We start from the raw sequence: 21,394 nt of genomic DNA, 5'->3' as shown, positions 1-21,394 counted from the left end.
GATACGCTCGCCGGCATGCGCGTCGTCCCCGCCGAGACCATCCTCGCGACCCCGGTGCGGGAGGCGGTCGACGCCCTGGAGTCCGTCCTGCTCGCCGGCTTCGACCCGGAGGAGGACCCGCCCCGGTCGAGCGTCCCCACGGCCGCGGGCGAGCTGCTCCTCATGCCCTCGACCGCTGGCGGCGCGAGCGGCGTCAAGGTGCTGAGCGTGACGCCGGACAACGGCGCCCGCGGCCGCCCCCGCATCCAGGGCGCCTACGTCCTGTTCGACGGTCCCGGCCAGGACGTCGCGGCCGTCCTCGACGGCACGGCGCTGACGACGCTGCGCACCCCCGCCCTCTCGGCCCTCGCCGTGCGCCACCTCTCCGGCGACGCCGGGCCCGTCCGCCTCGTCGTCATCGGCACCGGGCCGCAGGCCCGTGCCCACGTGCCCGCCGTGCGGGCGGTGCGCCCGGTGGCCGAGGTGGCCCTGGTCGGCCGGGACGAGGGGCGCCTGCGGGCCTTCGCCGAGGAGGTCGCCGCCACCGGGCTGCCCGTGACGACGCACGGCTTGGACGACTGCGCGGCGGCGGTCGCGGCGGCGGACGTCGTGTGCTGCTGCACGAGCGCCGAGCGCCCGCTGTTCGACGGCGGCCTGGTCCGGGACGGGGCGGTCGTCGTGGCGATGGGCTCGCACAGCCCCGCGGCCGCCGAGCTGGACGCCGGGCTCCTGGCGCGGTCGGCGGTGGTGGTCGAGTCGCGGGCCGTGGCGCTGCGCGAGGCCGGGGACGTGGTCCAGGCGGTGGCGGCCGGCACGACGACGCCCGAGCGGCTCGTGCCCCTGGCGGACCTGGTCGCGGGGCGCGTGACGCTGCCCGCGGCCGGCCCGCGGGTGTTCAAGAGCGTCGGGATGCCGTGGCAGGACCTGGCCGTGGCCGAGCGCGTCTACCGGGCCGGCTGACCGCGCGGGGCCCGGCCGGCCACCCTCAGCGGCGGAGCCAGACCGTGGTGTCCGCGGGTACCAGCTGGGTGCCCTCCTCGCCGGTCAGCAGCCCGCCGCTGGTCAGCAGCAGCCGGCCCGCGGGCAGCGGGACCGGGATGGCCCCCAGGTTGGCGAGCACGAGCACCTCGCCGGCCGGGCCCGCGTTGGTGAACGCCACCACGTCGTCGGCCGAGCCGAGGGCGGCCTCCCAGGCGAGCGACCCGCGGCCGAGCCCGAGCTCGCGGCGCAGGCGCAGCGCCGCCCGGTACAGCTCGAGCGTCGAGCCCTCCACGCCTGCCTGCGCGTCGACGGCGTAGGTGGCCCACTCGGCGGGCTGGGGCAGCCAGGCCGCGCCGGTGGGCGAGAACCCGTAGGCCGCGGCGGCGGCCTCCCACGGCAGCGGCACGCGGCAGCCGTCGCGGCCCTTCTCGGCCCCGCCGGTGCGGAAGTGGGCGGGGTCCTCGCGCACGTCGTCGGGCAGGGCGGTGTGCTCGGGCAGGCCCAGCTCCTCGCCCTGGTAGAGGTAGGCGGAGCCGGGCAGCCCCAGGGTGAGCAGCGAGGCGGCGCGGGCGCGCCGCAGCCCGATGGCGCCGTCGGGCTGGGGGTCCTCCGGGCCGATGCCGTTCGGGCCCTTGCCGGTCTCGGCCAGGCCCAGCCGGGAGGCGTGGCGCACCACGTCGTGGTTGGACAGCACCCACGTGGTGGGGGCGCCCACGGCGTCGTTGGCCCGGTAGGACTCCTCGATCACCTCGCGCAGCTCGGACGCGTCCCACGGGGTGACGAGGTAGCCGAAGTTGAAGGCCTGGTGCATCTCGTCGGGGCGGACGTAGCGGGCGAGCCGCTCGAGCGGGTCCACCCACGCCTCGGCCACGAGGACGCGGTTCCCGGGGTAGGAGTCGAGGACCTCGCGCCACTCCCGGTAGATCTCGTGGACCCCGTCCTGGTCGAACATCGGCGGGCGGGCGTGGTGCTCCTCCGGGCCGCGGGCAACCGGGGGCTCCTCGCTCGGGTCGCCGGCGTCCTCGGCGCCCTCCACCATCGTGACCCGGCCGGCCCAGTCGGGCAGGCCGGGTGCCTTGACGAGCCCGTGCGCGACGTCCACCCGGAAGCCGTCGACGCCGCGGTCCAGCCAGAAGCGCAGCACGTCGACGAACTCCGCCCGCACCTCGGGGTTCGACCAGTCCAGGTCGGGCTGGCTGGTGTCGAACAGGTGCAGGTACCACTGGCCGTCGTGCTCCCAGGCGGAGCCCGGCGCGTCGGCCCGGTCGCTCACCCGGGTCCAGGCCGGGCCGCCGAAGACGGAGTCCCAGTTGTTCGGCGGCAGCTCGCCGTGCTCGCCGCGGCCGTCTCGGAAGACGTAGCGCCCGCGGGCCCGGCTGCCGGGGCCCGCGGCCAGCGCCTCGGCGAACCAGGCGTGCTGGTCGGAGGTGTGGTTGGGCACCAGGTCCACGATCACGCGCAGCCCGAGCTCGTGGGCGCGGGCGAGCAGGGAGTCGGCGTCGTCGAGGGTGCCGAAGCGCGGGTCCACGTCGCGGTAGTCGGCGACGTCGTAGCCGGCGTCGTGCTGCGGGGAGCGGTAGAAGGGAGAGATCCACAGCGCGTCGACGCCGAGCGTGCGCAGGTGCTCCAGGCGCGCGGTGATGCCGCGCAGATCGCCCATGCCGTCGCCGTCGGCGTCCGCGAACGAGCGCGGGTACACCTGGTAGATGACGGCGTCGCGCCACCACTCGGCGTGGTCGGCGCTGGGGGCGTGCACCTGCGCGGTGCGCACGGAGGTGCTGGTCACGGTGCTCCTTTCGGGGCCGTCCCGGCGGCATGCCGGGGCGGTGGTCGGACGTGTGGACCCGGGCGGGCTCCCGGGTGGGCGGCTCCCGGGCGGGTGGTCCTGGGCGGCGTGGGGCCCGCGCGAGGACGACCCCCAGGCTGGCACGGCCGCCGCGCGGTTGCCTAGTCGGGAGGCGCACCGGAGGACGCGCACCGCTCAGGAGCGCACGGCGTCCTCTCCGCGGGCGGCCGCGCCGTGCGGGGCGTCGGGCGCCGCGGCGGTGGAGCCGCGGACGATGAGCTCGGGCACGAACAGCAGGTCGGAGCGGGGGACGGGGGCCCCGCCGATCTCGGCGAGGAGCGTGGTGACCGCCGCCTGGCACATGGCGGTGACGCTCTGCCGCAGCGTGGTCAGCGGCGGGCTCGTGAACGGGATGAGCACCGAGTCGTCGTAGCCGACCACCGACAGGTCCGCCGGCACCTGCAGGCCCCGGCTCCGGGCCGCGCGGACGACGCCGAGGGCCATGAGGTCCGAGCCGCACACGACGGCGGTGCAGCCGGCGTCGACGAGCGCCGAGCCGGCGCTCTGGCCGCCCTCGACCGTGAACATGGTGGTGACCACGGGCGGGTCGGGCTCGCCGAGGTAGCGGTCCATCGCCTCGAGGAAGCCCTCGCGCTTGAGCCGGGCGGGCACGAACCGGTCCGGGCCGATCGCCAGGCCGATCCGGCGGTGGCCCTGGGAGGCGAGGTGGCGCACGGCGAGCTCCATGCTCGCGTGGTCGTCGGTGGAGAAGGAGGGAGCGTCGACGGCCCGGTTGTGCCCGTTGACGAGGACGAACGGCAGGCCCCGCTCGCGCAGGCGCTCGTACCGGCTCACGTCCGCGCGGGTGTCGGCGTGCAGGCCCGAGACGAAGACGATGCCGTCGACGTCGTGCTCCAGCAGCATCTCGACGTACTCGTCCTCGGTGGTGCCGCCGGGCGACTGCGTGCACAGCAGCGGCGTGAACCCCTCGGTGGAGAGCATGGACTCGATCGCCTGGGCGAAGGCGGGGAAGACGGGGTTGGACAGCTCGGGCACGATCAGCCCGACCAGGCCGGCGGAGCGGGCGCCGCGGAGCTTGTCGGGACGCTCGTAGCCCAGCATGTCGAGGGCGGCCAGGACCGCGCGGCGGGTCTCGCCCGCCACGCCGGGCTTCCCGTTGAGCACGCGCGAGACCGTTGCGGTGCTGACGCCGGCCTGCTCGGCCACGTCGGTCAACCGGGTGCGTCCTTGCATGGGCTGCCACGACCTTCTGGGGATGGCGCGCGTCGCTGCGCACGTCGCTGAAACTGAGAACTGAAAGTTACAGCAACCGCTTGCAGAAAGGCCAGCGGCGCGGCTACTGTCCCGGATATCCGAACGGATCGCCCGGCATTGGTGCGGGGGGACCAGTCGGCCATCGAATCCATACATCACACCAGGAGACGACGATGCGACGGAGCATCACGATTGTGGCCGCGGTCGGCATGACCCTCGGCCTGGCGGCCTGCGGCAGCGGCTCGGCGGAGGACACCGAGGAGCCCGCGGCCGCGGAGGAGACCACCTCGGACGACGTGGGCGGCACGCTCACCATCTGGGCGGACGAAACCCGCATCGACCTCGTCGAGCAGATCGGCGAGGAGTTCACAGCCGAGAGCGGCGTCGAGATCGAGGTCGTGCAGAAGGCTTCCGCGGACATCGGTCCCGAGTTCATCACCACCGTTCCCACAGGGGAGGGCCCGGACATCGTCGTGGTCGCGCATGACGGCCTCGGCGGCTGGGTGACGAACGGCGTGGTGGGCACCGTAGAGCTGGGCGACAAGGCCACGGAGTTCTCCGAGGCCGCCCTGACCGGGGTGACTTACGACGGTCAGGTCTACGGCGTCCCCTACGCCATCGAGAACATCGCGTTGGTGCGCAACAACGCCCTCTTGACCGAGACCCCCGGCACCTGGGACGAGATGATCGCCGCCGCGCAGGCCACCGGCGCGAAGTACCCGATCCTCATCCAGCAGGACCCTGCTGCCAGCGACCCGTATCACCTGTACCCGCTGCAGACCTCTTTCGGAGCCCCGGTGTTCGCCAGCGAGAACGGCTCCTACACGGCCGAGCTTGCCATGGCCGGGCCTGAGGGCGAGGCCTTCGCGGAGTTCCTGGCGGCGCAGGGCGAGGCGGGAGTCCTCGACACCAACATCACCGCCGACATCGCCAAGGAGGCCTTCCTGGCCGGCGAGTCCCCGTACATGATCACCGGCCCATGGAACACCACCGTGTTCGAGGAGGCCGGCATGGACATCACGGTGCTGCCGGTGCCGAGCGCGGGCGGTCAGGAGGCCCAGCCCTTCGTCGGCGTCCAGGCCTTCTTCCCCAACATCGACTCCGAGAACGCGCTGCTCGTAAACGAGTTCCTGGTCAACTACATCGCCACGCCGGAGGTCCAGACCAAGCTCTTCGAGCTCGGTGGCCGCGTCCCTGCCATGACAGAGGCCGCCGAGGGCATCGACGACCCGATCCTGCAGGGTTTCAACGCCGCCGGCGCCACCGGCGCCCCGATGCCGGCTATCCCCGAGATGTCCGCCGTGTGGGAGTTCTGGGGCGCGGCCGAAGCCGACATCATCAACGGCACGGCCCCCGCGGTGGAGCGGTGGAGCACCATGACGACCAACATCGCCAACGCCATCTCGGGCAACTGACCCACGATGCGCGGCCCCGGTCCGGGGCCGCGCATCTGTCTCCCATTTCCACCCCGAAGGCTCGACGACGAGCTTCAGAAGGAGCCCCAACGTGACCCGCTCCCGTGCCCCCCGTGTGACGGCTCGCGGCCGCCGCCGGCCCCTGCAGCCGGGAGGAGACTCGCACGCTCGCAGCTTCGGGCCCGGATTCCTCGTCAAGCTTCTGTTCGTGGGCATCGTGGACGCCATCGGCGTCTACGGCATCCTTGCCGCCTGGGTGGTCGGCCACTGGGGGATCGTCGCCTCCCTGGTGGTGGGTCTCGCGGTGGTCAACTGGGTGTACTTCTCGCGCCGGATGGTCCCCGCCAAGTACCTTGTCCCCGGTCTCGCGTTCCTCCTGGTCTATCAGCTGTTCGTGATGCTCTACACCGGCTTCGTGTCCTTCACGAACTACGGCGACGGGCACAACTCCACAAAAGAAGACGCCATCGCGGCGATCCTGCTGCAGAACGACCGCCGCGTGGCTGACTCGCCGAACCTGCCGCTGACCGCGGTGCGCGACGGCGAGGAGCTCGGTTTCGCCGTCGTCGAAGAGGACGGTGACGTGGCCGTCGGCACGGCGGAGCGGCCGCTCGAGACCGTGGACGGCGCCGAGCTCGAGGGCGGCCGGGTCAGCGCCCTGCCGGGCTGGGAGGTGCTGACGTTCGGCGAGGTCGCCCAGCTCCAGCAGGAGGTCACCGGGCTGCGGGTGCCCGTCGGCGATGACCCCGCAGACGGCGCCGTGCGTACCCAGAACGGCACGACCGGTTTCGTCTCCCGCAGCTTCTACACGTACGACGCCGACGCCGACACGATGACCAACACCGACGACGGCACGGTGTACCGGCCGGACGACAACGGCAGCTTCGTCTCCGAGGACGGGAGGGAGCTCACGCCGGGCTGGCGCGTGGCGGTCGGCTTTGACAACTACGTCGAGATGGTCTCCGACAACCGGGTGTCCGGGCCGTTCTTCGAGGTGCTCGGCTGGACATTCGCCTTCGCCGCGCTGTCCGTGCTCACCACCTTCGCACTGGGGCTCTTCCTCGCGACCGTGTTCAACGACCCGCGGATCCGGGGCCGGCGGATCTACCGCTCCCTCCTGATCCTCCCGTACGCCTTTCCCGGCTTCCTGGCTGCGCTCGTGTGGCGCGGCATGCTCAACGAGCGCTTCGGCTTCGTCAACGAGGTGCTGCTGGGCGGCGCGACGATCCCGTGGCTTGCCGAGCCCTGGCTCGCCCGGGCGTCCGTGATCGGCGTGAACCTGTGGCTCGGGTTCCCCTACATGTTCCTCGTCTGCACCGGGGCTCTGCAGTCCATCCCGGGCGACGTCCTGGAGTCGGCCAGGCTCGACGGGGCGGGGCAGCTGCGCATCTTTCGGTCCATCACCCTGCCGCTCCTGCTGGTGTCCACCGCGCCGCTGCTCATCTCGTCCTTCGCCTTCAACTTCAACAACTTCTCGCTGATCTACATGCTGACCGGCGGCGGCCCCAACTTCCCTGAGGCTCCCATCCCCGTGGGCGCCACGGACATCCTCATCTCGATGGTCTACGCCGTCGCCTTCGAGGGCGGCAACCGCGACTACGGGCTCGCCTCTGCCATGGCGCTGGTGATCTTCGTCGTGGTCGGCCTCGTCTCGTGGTCGGGCTTCCGCCGGACCCGCACCCTGGAGGAGATCTGACATGGCGCATCGCACGGACACCGTCCGGCTCCGGGGTCGCCGCTGGTGGCGGGAGCTCGGCTGGCGCCACGTGGTCGGCGTCGTCACGATCGCCTACTGCGTGCTGCCCCTGTTGTACGTCCTCTCGGCCTCGCTCAACCCCGGCGGCAGCCTGACCGGTTCGAACGACCTGTTCCGCACCGTCGCCGGGCAGAACTATGCCGACCTCGCGGACGGCGACTTCGGCAGCTGGGCGATGAACTCGCTGGTGGTGGCGACGGCCACCGCGCTCGGGACGGTGCTCATGGGTGCGGCCGCGGCGTACGCGTTCTCCCGCTTCCGGTTCGCGGGCCGGGAGGCCACGCTCACCGGGCTGCTTCTGGTCCAGATGTTCCCGCAGATGCTCGCGTTCGTGGCGATCTTCCTGCTGCTGCTGAGCATCGGTGACGTATTCCCGGTCCTGGGCCTGAACAACCAGCTCGCGCTCATCGCCGTCTACCTCGGCGGCGCGCTCGGCGTGAACGCCTTCCTGATGTACGGCTTCTTCAACACCATCCCCCGCGAGCTCGACGAGGCGGCGAAGATCGACGGCGCCTCGCACGCGCAGATCTTCTTCACGATCATCCTTCGCCTGGTGGCGCCGATCCTGGCCGTGGTGGGCCTGCTGTCCTTCATCACCGCCTACGGCGAGTTCGTCATCGCGCGCGTGGTGCTGCAGACCAACGACAGGTTCACCCTGGCGGTCGGGCTCTACCAGTGGGCCTCGGACGAGCGCAACGCCCCGTGGGGCCTGTTCGCGGCAGGAGCCGTGCTCGCGGCGGTCCCGATCGTCGTGCTCTTCCAGTTCCTCCAGCGCTACATCGTCGCCGGCCTCACGGCCGGATCCGTGAAGGGATGACGGCGCCGTGGTGGCGTGATGCCGCCGTGTACCAGGTCTACCCACGCTCCTTCGCCGACGCCGATGGCGACGGCGAGGGCGACCTCGCGGGCATCCGCTCCCGCCTGCAGCACATACGGGACCTGGGCGCGGACGCGGTGTGGTTCGCACCCTGGTACCCCTCGGCGGGCGCCGACGGCGGCTACGACGTCGCGGACTACCGGGCCATCGAACCCCGGCTCGGCACGCTGGCCGAGGCCGAGCAACTCATCGCCGAGGCCCGCGCCCAGGGGCTGCGCACCATCGTCGACGTCGTGCCGAACCACCTCGCCACGACGCACGCATGGTTCGCCGAGGCCCTGGCTGCTGGGCCGGGCAGCCGGGCGCGGGAGCGGTTTCTCTTCCGGCCGGGGCGCGGCCCGGACGGTGCCGAGCCGCCCAACGACTGGCAGTCGGCTTTCGGCGGTCCCGCCTGGAGTCGCGTCCACGAGCCCGACGGCGCGCCGGGGGAGTGGTACCTGCACCTGTTCGCCCCAGCCCAGGCGGACCTCAACTGGGAGCACCCGGACGTCCGTGCGGAGTTCGAGGACGTGCTCCGCTTCTGGCTGCGCCGCGGCGTCTCGGGCATCCGCGTGGACTCCGCGACGATGATCGCCAAGGATCCGGCCCTGCCGCCCGTGCCGGCGCGGCCGGGTCCGGGTGAGCACCCCTATGTCGACCGCGACGCGGTGCACGACGTCTACCGTTCGTGGCGCCGGGTCGTCGAGGAGTTCGGTGACGATCGGATCCTGGTCGGCGAGGTGTGGCTCGGCGACGGCGGTCGGCTGGCCGCGTACCTGCGCCCCGACGAGCTGCATACCGCATTCAACTTCGACCTGATGTCGCAGCCGTGGGACGCCGAAGCCGTGCGCGCCTCCATCAGCGCGACCCTCGCGCACCACGGCCTCGTCGGAGCGCCGGCGACTTGGGTCCTGTCGAACCACGACGTCACCCGACCGGTCACCCGGTTCGGTCGCGCCGAGACCGCCTTCCACCCGGCGCGCCGGCGCGCGGGTGTACCCACAGACGTCACGCTGGGGACCCGCCGTGCGCGGGCCGCCGCACTGCTGGTCGCCGCTCTGCCGGGGAGCCTGTACATCTACCAGGGCGACGAGCTCGGGCTTCCGGAGGTCGAGGAGCTCTCTCCGGAAGAGCGCCGGGACCCGATCTTCGCCCAGACCCGAGGCACGGACCCCGGGCGCGACGGGTGCCGTGTGCCGTTGCCGTGGGAGGGCGACGCCCCACCGTACGGGTTCAGCAGAGCGGGCACGAGGACCTGGTTGCCGCAGCCGGCCGGCTGGGCCGCCCTTACCGTGGCCGCCCAGCGCCGGGACCCCGGCTCGATGCTGCTTCTCTATCGGCGAGCCCTCGACCTGCGCCGGTCACTGACGGCGGGCCGGGGTGAGGAGCTGACGTGGGTGGATGTCGCGCCGGGTGTGCTCGCGTTCGATCGGCCCGGGGCGTTTCGCTGCGCCGTGAACTTCTCGGACGCAGCCGTGGCGCTGGACGGGTGGGACGTCCTGCTGGCGAGCGAACCGCTCACCGAGTCACTCCTGGCCCCCGGCACGGCGGTCTGGGCGGTGCCCGCCTGGTGAGCCGCGGTCACTCCAGCGCGACCCAGACCGTGGTGTCCGGGGGCACGGTGAGCCCGCCGTCGGCGGGGCCCAGCAGGTCCCCGCTCGTGTGGAGGACCTCCCGCTCGGGCGGGATGGTCACAGCCTCGGCGGCGACGTTGACCAGGACCATGACGTGGCGGTTGACCAGCGCCAGCGTGCCCGGCGGGGCGTCGTCGATCCACGCCAGCGGTCCGGTGCCGAGCCGCAGCTCGTGCCGCAGCCGCATCGCGAGCCGGTAGCGCTCGAAGGTCGAGCCGGCCTGGCCGCGCTGCTCCCGGGCCCGCGCCGTCACCTCCGGCACGGACTCCGCCACGCCGCCGCGCGGCACGAGCTCGACCTCCTCGCCGTGCCGGAGGTACACGCAGCCCGGCAGGGCGAGCATCAGCAGGGTGGCCGCGCGCAGCCGCGCCCGCAGGACCTCCCGCGACGGCGAGGCCCACGCGGGCGGGCCGGAGCCCTCCCGGGCCCGCGGCATGGCCCATCCGGCGGCGGCGCCGAGCGGGTCCCGCCGCACGTAGGCGTCGGTGATGGCGGCGCGCAGGTCGGCGGCGCGCCAGGGGGTCGTGACCAGCCGGTCGTCCCTGGCCACGTGCGGCCAGTCCTCGTGCAGGTGGGCGGAGAGGCTCTCGAGATCCATCGCGCTGGCAGCGCCGGTGAGGACGGCGTCCCTCTCCTGCTCCGCGACCATCACCTGCAGCGCGCCGAGGTCGATGTCCGGGTGCACGTGCGGCCCGGGCTCGACCGGCCCGGCGACCGAGAGGTCCACGCCGTCGGCGCCCAGGCGCAGCCAGTCGGCCACGCGCCCGCGGTGCCAGGCCGCGGTGTCGGACACGCCGGGCGGTGCGTCGGAGCCGGCGACCTCGACGACGAGCCGCAGGCTGCGCTGGTGCGCCCGGTGCACGAGGGCGCCGAGGACCTCTCCGGCGTCGGCGGCGGCGGGGTCGAGATCGGGGCAGCGGACCTGCACGGCGTCCGCCCCGAGGCTGGAGACGTGGGAGATCTCCGCCGCGAGCGTCTGCGCGCCGGCGAGGTCGAGCGGCTCCCGGAGCTGGTACACCGCGGCGTGGTGCCACCACGGCTCCGGGGCGCGGCTGTGCTTGTGGACCAGGGTCGTCGTCGTGACGCGGCCGAGGCGGACGGCCGGCCCGAGCGGCGCGGCGCCGGCTCTCCCGGCCGCGGCCCGCTCGGGGTACGCCGCGGCGGTCCTGGGCTCGGTCACGCGGCCATTGTGACCCACCCCGCCGGGTGGCACACGCCATCCCGTAGGCTCGGGGGGTGCCCGACGACCCCTCGACCCTCGACCGGGAGGCGGACGCCGCCGTGGAGGCCCGCGCCTACACCGCCCGGGACCGGGAGCGGTGGTGGCACGAACCGGCCAAGAACCCCCGCCGCACGCCGTTCGAGCGTGACCGGGCCCGGGTGCTGCACTCCTCGGCGCTGCGCCGGCTCGGCGCGAAGACCCAGGTGCTCGGCCCCTCCAGCGACGACTTCGTCCGCACCCGGCTCACGCACTCCCTCGAGGTCGCGCAGGTGGGCCGCGAGCTCGGCAAGGCGCTGGGCTGCGACCCCGACGTCGTCGACGCCGCGTGCCTCTCCCACGACCTGGGGCACCCGCCGTTCGGCCACAACGGCGAGCGCGCGCTGAACGAGGTGGCCGACGGCATCGGCGGGTTCGAGGGCAACGCGCAGACGCTGCGCCTGCTCACCCGGCTGGAGCCGAAGACCTTCGCCGACGACGGCACGGGCGTGGGCCTGAACCTCACCCGGGCCAGCCTGGACGCCGCCACGAAGTACCCGTGGCCGCGGAGCGGGGGCCCCGTCCGCCCCGACGGGACCACCACGCGCAAGTTCGGCGTCTACACCGACGACCTGCCGGTGTTCAGCTGGCTGCGTGACGGCGCCCCGGCCGGCCGGCGGTGCCTCGAGGCCCAGGTGATGGACCTCTCCGACGACATCGCGTACTCGGTGCACGACGTGGAGGACGCCATCGTCGGCGGCCGGGTGGAGCTCGCGCGGCTCCGGGCGGCGGGCGAGCAGGAGCGCGTGGTCGGCCAGGTGCGCGAGTGGTACGACCCGCCGGTGTCCGACGACGAGCTCGGCGCGGCGATCGAGCGGCTCGTCGCGCTGCCCATCTGGGTGCCCTCCTACGACGGGTCCCGGCGCGACCTCGCCGCGCTGAAGGACATGACCAGCCAGCTCATCGGCCGCTTCTGCGGGGCGGCCGAGGACGCCACCCGGGAGCGGTACGGCGCGGGGCGCCTCACCCGGTACGCCGCGGACCTGGTCGTGCCCGACGGCACGCTGGCGGAGATCGTCGTCCTCAAGGGCGTGGCCGCCCTGTACGTCATGGCGCCGCGCGAGTCGGAGCCGCTGTACCTCTCCCAGCGCACCGTGCTGTTCGACCTCGTCGACGTGCTGATGGAGACGGGTGCCCGGCACCTCGAGCCGCCCTTCGCCGCCGACTTCCGCGAGGCGGGCGACGACGGCACCAGGCTGCGGGTGGTGGTGGACCAGGTCGCGTCGCTGACCGACACCTCGGCGCACCACTGGCACGCGCGGCTGCGGGGCATGCTCTCCACCACCTACTGAGTGGCGGACGGGGCGCGTCGGCGGGGACACCTACACTGGCGCCATGGCAGGCCTGATCCGTCGCGAGGACATCGACGCCGTGCGCGAACGGGCCCGCATCGAGGAGATCGTGGGCACCTACGTGACCCTCAAGCCCGCCGGCGTCGGCTCCATGAAGGGCCTGTGCCCCTTCCACGACGAGCGCACCGCTTCCTTCCACGTGCGCCCCCAGCTGGGGCTGTGGCACTGCTTCGGGTGCGACGAGGGCGGGGACGTCATCGCGTTCGTCCAGAAGATTGACCATCTGCCCTTCACCGAGGCCGTCGAGCACCTCGCGGGCAAGGTCGGCGTGCAGCTGCGCTACGAGGACGGCGGCAACGGCCGGCGGCGGGAGGAGCCGGGGCGACGCCAGCGCCTCGTCGACGCCCACCGCGTGGCCGAGGAGTACTACGCCGGCCAGCTGGACACCCCCGAGGCGGAGGCCGCCCGCCGCTTCCTGGCCGAGCGCGGCTTCGACCGCGCCGCGGCCGCCACGTTCGGCGTCGGGTACGCCCCCAAGGGCTGGGACCACCTGCTGCGCCACCTCCGCGGCCGCGGGTTCACCGAGGCGGAGCTCACCGCCTCCGGCCTCGTCTCCCAGGGGAACCGCGGGGTGTACGACCGCTTCCGCGGCCGGCTGGTCTGGCCCATCCGGGACATCACGGGGGAGACCGTCGGCTTCGGCGCGCGGCGGCTGTACGAGGACGACCAGGGGCCGAAGTACCTCAACACGCCCGAGACGCCGATCTACAAGAAGTCCCACGTGCTCTACGGCCTGGACCTGGCCAAGCGCGCGATCGCCAAGGAGCGGCGCGTCGTCGTGGTCGAGGGCTACACCGACGTCATGGCCGCGCACCTGGCGGGCGTGGGCACCGCCGTCGCGACCTGCGGCACGGCGTTCGGCACCGACCACATCAAGATCGTCCGCCGGCTCCTGGGCGACTCCGCCGACGCGGCGGCCGGCGTGATCTTCTCCTCCGGCGCCACCCGCGGCGGCGAGGTGATCTTCACCTTCGACGGCGACGCCGCCGGGCAGAAGGCGGCCCTGCGCGCCTTCGAGGAGGACCAGCGGTTCGCCTCCCAGACGTTCGTGGCCGTCGGGCCGGACGGCCTGGACCCGTGCGACCTGCGGCTCCAGCGCGGGGACGCCGCGGTGCGCGAGCTCGTCGCCTCGCGGGAGCCGCTCTTCGCCTTCGCCATCCGCTCGGTGCTGAACCAGCTGGACCTGTCCACGGCCGAGGGCAGGGTGGCGGCGCTGCGGGCCGGCGCCCCCGTGGTGGCCGGCATCCGCGACCGGGCGCTGCGGTGGGAGTACGCCCGCGAGCTGGCGGGCTGGCTGGGCATGGAGGAGCCGACCGTGCGCCGTGCCGTCCAGGCCGCCGAGCGCGCCGCCGCGCACCCGGGCCGCGAGGGCGAGCCTCTGCCAGCCGATCCCGGCGACGACGGCGGCGCCGGCGACGACCCGCGCGGGCGCGGCTCCTCGGACGGGCGCCCGGGCGGCACGTGGGCGGGCCGGTCCGACCGGCCGGCCGGCCGGCAGGACTGGCGCCAGTCGCGCCCCGGCCCCCGCGAGGGCGGCCGGCAGGACCGGCGCGAGACGCGGCCCGGCTGGCGCGACGGCGGCCGGGAGCCGGGCGGCGTCCACCGCCGCGAGGAGGCGGGTCTCATGCCGGGCGGGCAGCGGCCGCCGCGGGAGGACCCGGTGGCGCGCCTGGAACGGCAGGTGCTCGAGGTGGTCCTGCAGCTCCCGCAGCACGCGCTGGCGGCGGGGTTCGACGAGCTCGCGCCCGACACCTTCACCGTGCCGTCCTACCGCGGGGTGCACGACGCCATCCGTGCCGCCGGCGGCACCCGGGCCTACGGCGCGGAGGTGGAGCGCTTCACCGCCGAGCGCGGCGGGGGAGACGCCGCGCGGCACGCGGCCGCGTGGTGGGCGGAACAGGTGCGGGAGAACGCCGTCGGGCCGGTGGCCGGCGTGATCACCGAGCTCGCCGTCGCGCCGCTGCCCGAGGACCGGCCCGACGCCCTTTCCGGCTACGCGCGCGGGGTGCTGGTCGCCCTGATCCGGATGGGACTCACCCGCGAGATCGCCGACGTCAAGGGCCGGCTGCAGCGTACCGACCCGAACGACCCCGGCTACGCGCAGATCTTCGCCGAGCTGATGGCCCTCGAGAACCGCCGGCGGTCCCTCAGCCCGGAGTGACGGGCGCCGTCCCGGACGCTCTCCGGGTGCGAGGCGGCACGGCTGCCGCGTTCGTGGGTGCCGGACACGTGCGTTGCCGGAATACCGGCGGCATCGCGCCGGGGCGCGGCACTGGGCGCGGCGGTTGGGAACGTCTGGTCAACAGCCAGGCGGTGCTGCTCATGGCAGGGCCGACGGTGCTCCGCGACGAGCTGCACCGACTCCGCGTGACGGAGGCGGAGCTGCGCGCCCGACTTCGCCAGTCGGGCATCAGAAGCGATCGTGAGGTGGCTGCTGTCATCCTGGAACCGACCGGGACGATCAGTGTGCTGCGACGCGGAATCCTCAGGATGTTGATCGGCCTCACGCTGGGGAAGGCGATCGTCAGGCCCCTGCCGACGGCCAGGGCGACGACGACCCAGGCCGCCATCGAGGAGAACACCCTGCTGAAGCTGGGGCTGCGTCCCCGCCAGGACCAGTAGCGGAGCAGGGCCGTGCGGGCCAGCCGCGAGACCGCCCAGCCACCGACGATGACCAGGGCGCCGATACCGAGCTGGTTCGGCTCGATGGGCGGGAGCTCCCATGCATCGACGGCCATCGGTGGTCTCAACCCGGCCATCATGCATCGCGGTATCGCGACCTGCCGGACGAGCGGGACGATGGTGGCGTCCCTCCGCGGAGCGGTCCGCCTACCTCATCGGGCGACGTTCGTGCACCGTTCGCTGCTGCCCGGGCCTGTTGTCGGTGCGACCGGAGAACCACTGCGTCCGCGATCAACTCACTTTGTGCCTGAGTACATCCAGCGGTCGACCTCCCTACTTCCGGGAACCGGCAATGGAAGGCGTGTTCACAGTTTGACGATTTCGGCCTCGCATGGCGGGTGGTACCTGCACGCCCTACCGTCGTAGTAAAGGGTGACGGGTGAGCGAAGGGGCGACCGTGGGCACCACACCAGAGGCGAACGACGCTCAAGAGCCGATCGATAACCACCGGCGCAGGCTTGCCCGCGAGAAGGAGGCGTTCGGGGGCATGAAGCTCGGCTCGGGATTCTTCGGCTGGCTCGCTGCCACCGGCACGGCCGCGCTGTTGCTCGCGATCGCCGCGGCGGCCGGGGTGGGCGCTGGAGCGGCTCAGTCCACCAGCGTCGAGGACGCTGCCGACCGGGCGAACCAGAACCTGGAGTCCCTGAGTACCGTCGGCGGCATCGTCCTGCTCGTCGTCCTCTTTATCGCCTACTTCTGCGGCGGGTACGTGGCCGGGCGGATGGCACGTCTGGACGGGGTCAAGCAAGGGCTGGCCGTGTGGCTGTGGGCGGTGCTCTTCGCCGTCGTGGTCGGCGTGCTCGCCGCCGCTGCGGGCGACCGGTTCGACATCGGGGCGCAGTTCGACACCCTAGGACTCCCGATCGCCATGGACGACCTGACCCTCACCGGGATCGTGGGCCTGCTGGCCATCGCTCTGATCACCCTGGTCGGCGCGGTCCTCGGCGGCAGGGCCGGTATGCACTATCACCGCAAGGTCGACCGGGCGGGCCAGCACGACCGGGTCTGACAGTCCCTCGAAGCCGGCGGTACAGAGCCGGGCCTCTGCTCTGGGACCACAGGCGCCGCCGACATGCGGGTAAGGACGCCAGCGCGCCTTGTCACGGGATGCAGCTCATTCACCGGTCATCCTCATTGTGGGCTGGTCGTTGGCGGTGCTGCGGCCACGCCGAGCTGAGGGTGATGGTGGCTGCGCCGCGTGAAACAGAAGCGTTGAGGCACTACCGAAGCCCTGGCCAGGCGCGGGTGCGCTCGGTCGTTGTTGCCGGTGACGCCCGCAACCCTCACCAAGATGCCGGCTTCGCTGTCCAGCAGCTCACAGAGCTCGCGGTGCGGGCGTTGTCGCCGGGCACGAATGACCCATACACCGCCATCAACGCCGTCGACGACCTCTCCGCTGGATTGTCCCTGCTCGCGAGCCGGAAGATGCCCTCACCGGCCCGGTTCGAAGAGCAGCACGTCGTGCGGGTGCACGCTCCGTATCCGGACGTCGTCACAGTGACCTCCTCGGTCCTGGACAACCTGCGGTGGTACGCGTCCGGCTCACCGTCGGTCATGCACGTGGCGCTCACGCTGGTTGAGCGTGTCGGCGATCGCGCTGGCGAAGGACCCCTCCGGGCCGCGCTGCGCGGGCACGTCCCGCTGCTGGCCGAGGCGTTTCGCGCCGCGGGCCACCAACCCCGCCACCTGGAAGTCTTCCTCCCCGAGCCGAGCACGTCTCCGCGTCCCTGGCCGAAGGGCAGGCACACAAGGAGTCCTAGCTCCGCCCCTGCGCACCCCGGCGGGGATACGGGCTTATTCGGCTGTGTACCCGCCGTCGGTCGTGCTGCCCAGGAGTCGAACGTCTTGCCGCGGGCAGGCCGGCGGCCTCCCGCCGGCCGGCGCACTGCGGTTGGAGCGCACCGGAGTGCGGGCCAGCGCCCGCCCAGGTGCGCCCCGCCTCGGGCTTGGAGTTAGACGCGGCCGGCGCCTTCGTCGCCCTCGAGCTCGATCTGCTCCTTGCGGACGTCCTCGGTGACCTCCTCCTCGCCGGTGACGGTCTCGGTGTCCAGCCGGACTCGTTCGACCGGGCGGGCATCCTTGGACACGACCGGGACCTCCTCATGGAGAACGACCTCGTGTTCCTCCTCGGAGATGGCGGGGCCGTCCGTGGCCGCTTCGACGTTGACGTCGGTGATGGGCTCTCGTTGGACCCGGACCTCTTCGTGGCTGACCGGTACGTTGACGGTCTGTTGCTCGGTCACGACGTACTTGCGCAGCCGGGCGCGTCCGGCCTCCCGGCGCGCGGTGCCGACGTTGAGCTCCTCCTCGGAGCGTGTCATCGCGGTGTCAGTGGTGGGGCCGGAAGTGTCGTACCCCGTGGTGGTGTCATCGCCACTGGTGCCGCTGAGGATTGCGCTGTCGTCCTGGGCCTGTGTGGTCGCGTAGGCGTCGCTCATTCCGTAGTAGCGGTATAGCTGCTCCTCCTCGGTGGGTTCGAGGTGACCGTCGTCCTCTACGCGGGGGGCGTCCTTGACGGTGTCCTTGTCGTAGGGCAAACGCAGGGTGTCGCCCTCGATGGTGGCATTGTCCAGAGGGACGAAGGACTGCGACGTGCCGAACATCCCGGTGTTGACGGTGACCCACTGGGGTTGGCCGGTGACGTCGTCAAGGTAGACCTGACCGACGGTGCCGAGCTTCTCGCCATCGCTTCCAATGACGGCGGCCTTGGTGCCGATAAGGGTTTGAACCTGGTCGTTGGTGATCATTGGTGCTCTCCTGCGGGTATGGAATACGGCCACGGTTGACGTAGGTCCGGCACCATTACTTCTGCATAGGGAGTGATCCTTCCGAAACGTCCGGTCGAGCAGGGTGCTTGCGGTCGAGCAGCGCTGTGGTGCGCGGGTGTCAAGCGGGTATTGCGGGCTCAGTCTCTGGCTATGTGTGAACGAAGGAATCGAGACGCAGTAAGCGGGCACACACCCGTTGTGGCGGTGGCCTCGGTGAGCCGGAGGAAGGCACCTCAGTAACGGATGACATGCGTGTGGCGCTGTCGGTCGCGATGGTCATCGCCGTCGTGGTCGGTTGGTCTGGTGGTCCTCGCGGTGCTCCGCCACCTTGGCTATGGCGCAGCTCAGGCGGCGCACTCGGCGCACACCGGATGGCCGTTGTCCCTGTAGGCAAGCTGGCTGTGGTGGTGAACCAGGAAGCAGTGAGAGCAGGTGAACTCATCTGCCTGCGGCGGCAGCACACGCACGGTCAGTTCTTCGCTGGAGAGGTCTGCGTACGGTAGTTCGGGGCCGTCCGTGGACTTCATCTCGTCCTCGGCGTCGATCACGTTCGAGTTCTTCGCGTCGGCCTCGGTGGCCAGTGCTTCCAGCGATCCTTCGAACTGTTCCTCGTCGTCGCGGGGTGCGTCATAGTTGACGGTCATTGCTACCTCCAGGGATGGCGGCCGCTGCCGGGACCTGGGACACCGGTTGTGGAGCCGCTTCTCACCGCGGCATGGACCTCTCACGGCTCGCCCCGCAGGCGCCGCTTGAGGGGGAGGCCAAACCACGTGATGGCGACGAGCGCGAGCACCGCTGCGGTGAGCGGGACGGAGGCGCCCGGCCCGTAGAGCAGGTCGGTGACGAGGGAGATGACGGCGCCGAGCGCGATCCCGACGAGGACCAACGCTGTCACTGTCTGCCGGGTCGCCGTCTTCAGGAGGAGTCCCTTGTCGTAAGGCTTGCCCCGGATGCGGTGGTAGGCGCCCTCGCCGAGCAGGAGTACAAGGGCGAGGGCGGTGGAGAGGAATGCGGTGAAGTAAGCGATTTGCTGAATCCCGCCGAGGGCGGGGAATCCGGATGAGAAGGGGACGGTGAGGAGGAAGGCGAGGAGCACGGTCACTCCGGGGATGACCGTCCTCAGTTCGGCGGTCAGTTCGCCGAGCTCTCGGTCCAGGGTCAGGATGTCGCGGTACTGCGGGTCGCGAGCATCGCCGCGGCTGTCGTAGTCGGACATGCCGGTGCCTCCTCATACCTGAGTGGTTACCGACCTGGACGTCCGCGGTCGCGACGTCGTCACTACCGACGACGAGAAGATCGGCACGGTCGACGAGATCCTCATCGACGACGAGCAGCTGCGCGTGCGCTTCCTCCGGGTCTGCTCCGGTGGATTCCTCGGCCTCGGCAAGGACCACTTCCGCGTCCTCGTCGACGTTCGGCGATGGTGTGGCGGGTCTCCGAGAGCGGAACCAAGTTGGCACCAGGGCTCGTTTGGGTCATGGCGCGCTCCTTATGGGGGCCGGCCCGTCGCCAGGCGGCGCCGCCGGGTGGTTACACCAGCGTCTCTCTGCTCGGCGCGGGGGCACAGCATGAGGTGCCGCGCCGGAGAGAACGTCATGGGATCGTAAGCCTGGTGTCACCTTGGTTACGCCAGTGCGGCCTTCTTTGTGACGTCGACAGTGGGGGCGCGGGCGAGCACCCTGGGTGGCGCTCCGGTCAGCCGGAGCCGATGGCTGCTACGGGAACTTCGGCCGTGCGCTCGGGGCCACGGATGTGTAGTCGGGTCGTCCCACCGGTGCCCGGGAGAGCCCGCGGTCGGTGGGGATCTCGAGGGGTTCGCCATCCACGGAGAGTCGGACACGGCTGACGCCGGGGAGTTCGGTGACGGTCCACACGAGTTGGGCCACGGCGAGCAGCTGGTTCTCGCCGGTGATGCTCGTGAAGTCCGGCGTGACGGCGACGTCTGCGGTATCCGGCCTCTCCTCGTCCGTGGTGAGCGTGAGGGTCTGCGGGGTGAGGGCGGTGCGCAGGCCGGTGGCGACTTCGCTACGGGTCGGGCCCGTGGTGAGGAGGGACAGGGCGGTGGTGGCGGAGGTCTGAGAGACGGCGCGTGGCACCGGTTTGAGCCGGTCGTCGTGGATGTAGTACACGGTCATGGTGAAGGGGCCGGCGTCGGGCGCCGCTTGGGCGGGGGTGGCGGAGCGGGCGATCTCGATCGCCGTCGGCTCCTGCTCGGGGAGGACGCCGCAGCCGGGCAGCAGGATGACCGCGAGTGTCAGCACGGCTGAGATCAGTTGCTTCATCGGGGTCCCTCCAGGGGCAGGGTGAGCACGAAGCGGGCGCCACCTTGTGGGCTGTCCTCGACCCTGATCTCACCGCCGAGGAGACGGACGTGCCGGGCCACCAGGGCAAGGCCCAGGCCGGCCCCGTCGCTTCTTTCCCGGTCGCTGCCGGGGCCGCGTGCGAAGGGTTCGAAGATGCGCTGTCTGTCGGCGGCCGGGACGCCCGGGCCGGCGTCATCGATGGCGACCACTGCGGCGGTGTTGTCGCGCGTGACGGTCACGCAGACCAGTCCGCCGCCGTGCCGCTCGGCGTTGTCCATGAGGTTGGCGAGGACCTGTTCCAGGCGCCGCTTGTCGATCCGGACGGTGAGGTCGGCAGCGTCGGCCTCGACGTGGAGATGGTGTCGCAGCCGTGGTTTCAGGGTCCATCGCACGAACTCGGCGAGCCGGACCTCGGCGAGGGCCAGGTCGTCACTGCCGGCATCGGTCCGGGAGATCTCCAGCAGGTTCTGCACGAGCCGGGTGAACCTGTCCACCTCGGACTTGAGGAGGTCCAGCGCCTCTCGGCCATCTTCGGGCAGGCGCTCCCGGTAATCCTGAACCAGGGCGAGGGCGCTGACCATGGTCGTCAGCGGGCTGCGCAGCTCGTGGCTGACGTCGGCGGCGAAGCGGGCATCGGCCCGTACTCGACGCTGGAGTGCGGCCGCGGTGGCGTTGAACGACGCGGCGATAGGGAGGAGCTCGGGGTCGCGCCCTGGATCGATCCGGGCGTCGAGGTCACCGGCCGCGATGGCCGCGGCCGCCTCCGCCACGCCGGTTAGCGGCCGCAGGGCCGGACGAGTGACCCACCAGCCCAGCGCCAGGGCGGCCACCGGCACCACCGTGGCCCCACTCACGAGCACGAGGCTGAGGATCCGAAGGGTCTTGTCCAGCTCATCGAGGGGAAAGACCTCGAAGTAGGCCTGTCCCAGGCCGGCCAACGGCACTCCGACCGCCATCATGGTGCGGCCGTGGACCTCGATGCGCTGGCGCGAGGCCTGCCCGTCTATCACTGTCTCCCGGAAGGCGGCGGGGAGATCGTCACGACCGATGCGCAACGAGGTGGTGAACCACTCCCCGCCATCGGCCAGCAGGGAGGTCGAGCCGGTCTCCCGGCCTAGCTGCGAGAGCACCTCCGGTGTGCTGAGGCCTTGGGTCTGCAAGGACCGCTGTACCTGCTCCACGTTGGCCACGACCTGCGCCACGGTAGACCGCTCGCGCTGAATGAGGAGGTACTGGGACACCGTGAGCCACACGGTCAGCGCCATCGCGGCCGAGAGCACCAGCGCCAGCACGGCGAAGGTGATCGTGGCGCGGCCACGAAGACTGCGCCAACGGGCCCGGGAGAGGAA

19 protein-coding genes are annotated in these 21,394 nt (G+C 72.1%); 11 read left to right on the top strand and 8 right to left on the bottom strand.

Going from position 1 to position 21,394, the window contains the following annotated elements; all coding sequences use genetic code 11:
• Positions 1–15 precede the first annotated feature (15 nt).
• Positions 16–939: an ornithine cyclodeaminase family protein gene (locus tag ACF0H8_RS13130; RefSeq protein WP_395289346.1), complete on the top strand. Its 924-nt coding sequence runs from the start codon at positions 16–18 to the stop codon at positions 937–939.
• Positions 940–964: 25 nt separating this feature from the next.
• Here the strand turns inward: ACF0H8_RS13130 and ACF0H8_RS13125 are convergent, their stop codons facing one another.
• Together ACF0H8_RS13125 and ACF0H8_RS13120 are read right to left on the bottom strand one after the other, a co-directional pair.
• Complete coding sequence (locus ACF0H8_RS13125; RefSeq protein WP_395289345.1) at positions 965–2,746, bottom strand: glycoside hydrolase family 13 protein; 1,782 nt, start codon at positions 2,744–2,746, stop codon at positions 965–967.
• Positions 2,747–2,941: 195 nt separating this feature from the next.
• On the bottom strand, positions 2,942–4,000 hold the full coding sequence (locus ACF0H8_RS13120; protein ID WP_395289344.1) for a LacI family DNA-binding transcriptional regulator: 1,059 nt from the start codon (positions 3,998–4,000) through the stop codon (positions 2,942–2,944).
• Between the two features lie 194 nt (positions 4,001–4,194).
• Here ACF0H8_RS13120 and ACF0H8_RS13115 point away from each other — a divergent pair, with 194 nt between their 5' ends.
• The 4 genes from ACF0H8_RS13115 (at position 4,195) to ACF0H8_RS13100 (ending at position 9,622) form a co-directional block, all read left to right on the top strand.
• Positions 4,195–5,436 carry an extracellular solute-binding protein gene (locus tag ACF0H8_RS13115; protein ID WP_395289343.1) on the top strand — a complete coding sequence of 414 codons (1,242 nt, stop codon included), beginning with the start codon at positions 4,195–4,197 and terminating at the stop codon, positions 5,434–5,436.
• Between the two features lie 91 nt (positions 5,437–5,527).
• Positions 5,528–7,132, top strand: a complete 1,605-nt coding sequence (locus tag ACF0H8_RS13110; protein ID WP_395289342.1) for an ABC transporter permease subunit — start codon at positions 5,528–5,530, stop codon at positions 7,130–7,132.
• Position 7,133: 1 nt separating this feature from the next.
• Complete coding sequence (locus ACF0H8_RS13105) at positions 7,134–8,009, top strand: sugar ABC transporter permease (RefSeq protein WP_395289341.1); 876 nt, start codon at positions 7,134–7,136, stop codon at positions 8,007–8,009.
• Entirely contained in the window at positions 8,006–9,622 is a 1,617-nt protein-coding gene (locus ACF0H8_RS13100) for a glycoside hydrolase family 13 protein (RefSeq protein WP_395289340.1), read from the top strand. Before ACF0H8_RS13105 ends, ACF0H8_RS13100 begins: the two co-directional genes overlap by 4 nt.
• Before the next feature lie 7 nt (positions 9,623–9,629).
• Here ACF0H8_RS13100 and ACF0H8_RS13095 read toward each other — a convergent pair whose 3' ends face one another.
• Complete coding sequence (locus ACF0H8_RS13095; RefSeq protein WP_395289339.1) at positions 9,630–10,862, bottom strand: hypothetical protein; 1,233 nt, start codon at positions 10,860–10,862, stop codon at positions 9,630–9,632.
• Between the two features lie 56 nt (positions 10,863–10,918).
• On the opposite strand from ACF0H8_RS13095, the gene ACF0H8_RS13090 reads away from it, so the two are divergent.
• The 5 genes from ACF0H8_RS13090 (at position 10,919) to ACF0H8_RS13070 (ending at position 16,930) form a co-directional block, all read left to right on the top strand.
• A complete protein-coding gene (locus ACF0H8_RS13090; RefSeq protein WP_395289338.1) occupies positions 10,919–12,232 on the top strand; it encodes a deoxyguanosinetriphosphate triphosphohydrolase in 1,314 nt (437 codons plus the stop codon).
• 43 nt (positions 12,233–12,275) lie between these two features.
• A complete protein-coding gene (gene dnaG, locus ACF0H8_RS13085; RefSeq protein ID WP_395289337.1) occupies positions 12,276–14,453 on the top strand; it encodes a DNA primase in 2,178 nt (725 codons plus the stop codon).
• A gap of 26 nt (positions 14,454–14,479) precedes the next feature.
• Positions 14,480–14,914, top strand: coding sequence for a YetF domain-containing protein (locus tag ACF0H8_RS13080; RefSeq protein WP_395289336.1), 435 nt, complete (start codon positions 14,480–14,482; stop codon positions 14,912–14,914).
• A 457-nt stretch (positions 14,915–15,371) separates the two neighbouring features.
• A complete protein-coding gene (locus tag ACF0H8_RS13075) occupies positions 15,372–15,983 on the top strand; it encodes a hypothetical protein (RefSeq protein WP_395289335.1) in 612 nt (203 codons plus the stop codon).
• 98 nt (positions 15,984–16,081) lie between these two features.
• On the top strand, positions 16,082–16,930 hold the full coding sequence (locus ACF0H8_RS13070) for a DUF2254 family protein (RefSeq protein WP_395289334.1): 849 nt from the start codon (positions 16,082–16,084) through the stop codon (positions 16,928–16,930).
• Here the strand turns inward: ACF0H8_RS13070 and ACF0H8_RS13065 are convergent.
• The 3 genes from ACF0H8_RS13065 to ACF0H8_RS13055 all read right to left on the bottom strand — a co-directional run bounded on the left by ACF0H8_RS13065 (position 16,927) and on the right by ACF0H8_RS13055 (position 18,958).
• On the bottom strand, positions 16,927–17,721 hold the full coding sequence (locus tag ACF0H8_RS13065; RefSeq protein ID WP_395289333.1) for a DUF2382 domain-containing protein: 795 nt from the start codon (positions 17,719–17,721) through the stop codon (positions 16,927–16,929). The two genes, ACF0H8_RS13070 and ACF0H8_RS13065, sit on opposite strands and share 4 nt — an antisense overlap.
• Positions 17,722–18,086: 365 nt before the next feature.
• Positions 18,087–18,386 carry a DUF4193 domain-containing protein gene (locus tag ACF0H8_RS13060; protein WP_395289332.1) on the bottom strand — a complete coding sequence of 100 codons (300 nt, stop codon included), beginning with the start codon at positions 18,384–18,386 and terminating at the stop codon, positions 18,087–18,089.
• 80 nt (positions 18,387–18,466) lie between these two features.
• Entirely contained in the window at positions 18,467–18,958 is a 492-nt protein-coding gene (locus ACF0H8_RS13055) for a DUF6328 family protein (RefSeq protein ID WP_395289331.1), read from the bottom strand.
• Positions 18,959–18,980: 22 nt separating this feature from the next.
• On the opposite strand from ACF0H8_RS13055, the gene ACF0H8_RS13050 reads away from it, so the two are divergent.
• Entirely contained in the window at positions 18,981–19,349 is a 369-nt protein-coding gene (locus ACF0H8_RS13050) for a PRC-barrel domain-containing protein (protein ID WP_395289330.1), read from the top strand.
• A 108-nt stretch (positions 19,350–19,457) separates the two neighbouring features.
• On the opposite strand, the gene ACF0H8_RS13045 is transcribed toward ACF0H8_RS13050, so the two are convergent.
• Positions 19,458–20,024, bottom strand: coding sequence for a GerMN domain-containing protein (locus ACF0H8_RS13045; RefSeq protein WP_395289329.1), 567 nt, complete (start codon positions 20,022–20,024; stop codon positions 19,458–19,460).
• Positions 20,021–21,337, bottom strand: coding sequence for a sensor histidine kinase (locus tag ACF0H8_RS13040; RefSeq protein ID WP_395289328.1), 1,317 nt, complete (start codon positions 21,335–21,337; stop codon positions 20,021–20,023). Before ACF0H8_RS13040 ends, ACF0H8_RS13045 begins: the two co-directional genes overlap by 4 nt.
• Between the last annotated feature and the right edge of the window lie 57 nt (positions 21,338–21,394).

The organism is Georgenia sp. AZ-5 (assembly GCF_043952095.1).
Lineage (GTDB): Bacteria > Actinomycetota > Actinomycetes > Actinomycetales > Actinomycetaceae > Georgenia.
Note: the sequence above shows the minus strand (reverse complement) of the source record. Positions and strands in the feature narration are given on the sequence as shown.